General features: G+C 29.6%; 3 protein-coding genes. All 3 read left to right on the top strand.

Annotated features, from left to right (window positions below):
* A partial coding sequence (locus J7G74_RS13735) for a 4Fe-4S dicluster domain-containing protein (protein ID WP_297136373.1) occupies positions 1-853 on the top strand: 853 nt, incomplete at its 5' end.
* Positions 854-1,215: 362 nt separating this feature from the next.
* Positions 1,216-2,067, top strand: coding sequence for a BglG family transcription antiterminator LicT (licT, locus tag J7G74_RS13730; RefSeq protein ID WP_297136371.1), 852 nt, complete (start codon positions 1,216-1,218; stop codon positions 2,065-2,067).
* Between the two features lie 149 nt (positions 2,068-2,216).
* Positions 2,217-3,794: a PTS transporter subunit EIIC gene (locus J7G74_RS13725; RefSeq protein ID WP_330616582.1), complete on the top strand. Its 1,578-nt coding sequence runs from the start codon at positions 2,217-2,219 to the stop codon at positions 3,792-3,794.
* Position 3,795 lies beyond the last annotated feature (1 nt).

The following is a 3,795-nucleotide window of genomic DNA, read 5'->3' as shown; positions in this document are numbered from 1 at the left end:
GGATTTATTTTATTCAGCAGAAACAAAATTAGGAAGAGTTTTTGTTCAAGAAGAAGTATTAAGTAATGATAATGAAGTTACTATATTAGATTATGAAAGAGCTACTCATATCATAGAAGAAGCAGATCATATAGCAGTAGGAATGTGCTATTGTAGACATAAAATGAAACATATGGATAAAGGTTGTGATGCTCCTATGGATATATGTATGACTTTCAATGGAACAGCAAACTCTTTAATAAAATACAACTATGCAAGACGAATAGATGCTTCTGAGTGTAAAGAGTTATTACATGAAGCATATGAACACAATTTAGTTCAATGTGGTGAAAATGTAAGAAGTGGAGTAAGTTTTATATGTAATTGTTGTGGATGTTGCTGTGAAGCATTATTAGCAGCTAGAAAATTTGGGAATATGCATCCAGTAGCAACTACTAGCTTTATACCAAATATTAATTACGATTCTTGTATAGGATGTGGAAAATGTGTAAAGGCATGTCCTATAGGAGCAATAAGTAAAGTAAAGGAAAATGATAAAAATATAATCAAGATTGATGAAGATGTTTGCTTAGGATGTGGAGTTTGTGCTAGAAATTGCCCTAAGGGTAGCATAATACTTTTGAAAAGAAAAGAAAAAATAATTACTCCTGCAAATTCAGTACATAGAGTAGTTCTTATGGCTATAGAAAAAGGGCAATTACAAGAACTTATATTTGACAATAAAGCATTAAGTAGCCATAGAGCAATGGCAGCTATACTATCTGCAATACTTAAATTACCTCCAGCTAAGAGAGCTTTAGCAAATCAACAAGTGAAATTAATATATCTAGATCGATTATTAAGTATGAAATAAAAATAAAAATAAAGGATTAACTCTATATTAGTTCATATCTTATTTTTACTGTATTTATAATATATTTACATTAAAGGAAGTCCAAGATATAAGCATTATTCTGGCGAAATATGTAAAAAGAAAGCGTTGACAAAAAAATTACAATAGTCTATTATATTAATTGGAATTAGGTAGTGATTGTTTAAGTACAAGCTAAGCTTATTCATTAATAAAAAACATTATCCTGGGAGGAGTGTGTTTATTTATTATGAATAAGCTTTTTTTATATATTAAAGTCCAAATCTCTTCAAACTTGAGTAACAGGATATGAAGTTACCTATATGAGCGAAGTGAAGATTTAATGCTTAAAAAGGAGGAGAATTATGATAATCAATAAGATATTAAACAATAATGTTGTAATTACGTTAGATGATAATGGTAAAGAAGCTATTGTTATGGGAAAAGGTATAGGTTATCAAAAATCAAAGGGAGATATCATAGACAAAACTAAAATAGATAAAGTTTTTAAAATATCAAATAAGGACGTATCCAATAAATTACAAGAATTACTTAATAATATTCCTATGGAATATATGGATTTATCAAGTGAAATAATTGAGTATGCGCAAACTAAGTTAGATAAAAAATTGAATGAAAGTATTTATATATCTTTAAGCGATCATACTTATTCAGCAATACATAGAATAAAAAAAGGCATAAGTGTTAAGAACGCTATACTTTGGGAAATAAAGAAATTTTATAAAGTAGAATTTGAAATAGGTATGAAGGCTATAGATATTATTGAAAATAAAACAGGAGTAAAGCTTCCAGAAGATGAAGCTGGATTTATAGCTTTTCATATAGTTAATGCTCAGTTAGGTGAAGGAAATAATTTGGCTTCTGATATTACAAAGTTGATACAAGAAATATTAAATATAGTAAGATATCATTTTGGTATAGAGTTTGACGAAGAATCAGTATTTTATTATAGATTTATAATGCACTTAAAGTTTTTTGCACAAAGATTATTTTCCAACAGTGTGCATAATGGAGATACAGATAAAGAACTACTAACCATTATAAAATCAAAATATAGCAAAGCCTTTGAATGCATTATTAAGATAGATAAATTTATAGAAAAGCAATATAGCTATAAATTAACAGATGATGAAATAATTTATTTAACAATACATGTAGCAAAAGTTTTTAAAGTTTCTAAGGTACAACCTGAGTAATATCTCAGTAGTATAAATAGTCATAAATATTGAAAGGAAGTGATACCAAAATATACATTATAAATAAGGATGAGTGGATGGTGACATTAAGTTGGCCAAACCTTCAAATTTCAAATTAATTAATTTTGAAGAAATATGGAGGATTAAAAATGGGAAAATACAAACAATTAGCACAAGACATTATAAAAAATGTTGGAGGAAAAGAAAATATTAATGGACTGACACATTGTATTACAAGATTACGTTTTAAATTGAAAGATGAAAGTATTGCTAATGATGATGTGTTAAAGAATATGTCAGATGTTGTTACTGTAATGAAAAGTGGAGGACAATATCAAGTAGTTATAGGAAATCATGTTTCAGAGGTATATGCAGATATATGCAATATAATCGATTTAGAAAATACAAATTTAAACTCTGAACCTAAAAAATCAGGCAGTTTATTGGATAGAGGAATTGATATTATCTCTGGAATATTCCAACCTGTACTTGGAGTAATGGCAGCATGTGGTATGCTAAAAGGACTTAATGCCTTATTTGTAGCCATAGGATTGTATGCTAACACAAGCGGAGAATATTTAATAATAAATGCGGCCGGAGAGGCATTATTTACATTCCTTCCTTTATTCTTGGGATATACAGCAGCTAAGAAATTTGACTTAAAACCAATGCTAGGATTAGTTTTAGGAGCAGCAATGTGCTTCCCTGGAATACAAGGTAGTACTATATCAGCAGGGGTTGAACCACTATATACTTTATTTGAAGGAACTATGCTTGCTTCACCTGTGTATATTGACTTCTTAGGATTGCCTGTAATTTCAGTTGATTATACAGGTACAGTAATACCTATAATATTTGTAGTTTATTTTGCTTCGAGATGTGAAAAATTATTTAACAAAATCATTCCTGATTTAGTTAAGTTTTTCTTCGTTCCTATGCTTACAGTGATAATAACTTTACCTGTAGCACTTATTATTATAGGTCCAATAGCAACATTTGGTTCTACACTTATTTCGCAAGCAGTATTTGCAGTAAGAGATTTTAGTCCATTAATAGCAGGTGCTATTGTAGGATTCACTTGGCAAATTCTTGTTATTTTTGGTATGCACTGGGGATTTATTCCTGTATATATAAACAACGTTATGACTATGGGGTATGATAATGTTATGATGCCATTCTTTGCTTGTACATTTGCTACGTCTGCAGTTGTATTAGGATTATTCTTTAAGACAAAAGATCAAAAAATAAAAGAAATGGCTATTCCAAACTTTATATCAGGTATATTTGGGGTTACTGAGCCAGCTATTTATGGAATGTTATTACCTTTAAAAAAACCATTTATAATAAGTTGTATAGCAAGCTGTATAGGTGGAGCTCACTATGGATTATTTAACCTTAGAAAGTTCATGACTGGTGGAATGGGAATATTTGAACTTCCAGCAATGATTGAGCCAGATGGTGGAATGGGTAACTTAATAGTAGCTCTTATAGGTATTGTTATATCAATGGTTGTAGCTTTTGCTTTAACAATGATTTTCTATAAAGAAGAAACTAAAAAAGAAGTAGAAGAAAATGATAATAAAACTAGTCAGCCACATGTTAATAAATCAAATGAAGAAGTAGCAGCTAGTGTGATAGAAAAAGAAGTTATAGTAAGGCCTATAAAAGGAGAGCTTGTAAAATTAGAAGATATTGAAGGGAGGAAGCGCCGCGTACCGAACTGCTAGG

The organism is Terrisporobacter sp. (assembly GCF_017888745.1).
Classification (GTDB): domain Bacteria; phylum Bacillota; class Clostridia; order Peptostreptococcales; family Peptostreptococcaceae; genus Terrisporobacter.
The sequence above is the reverse complement of the archived record's forward strand: the minus strand, read 5'-3'. Positions and strand labels throughout refer to the sequence as shown.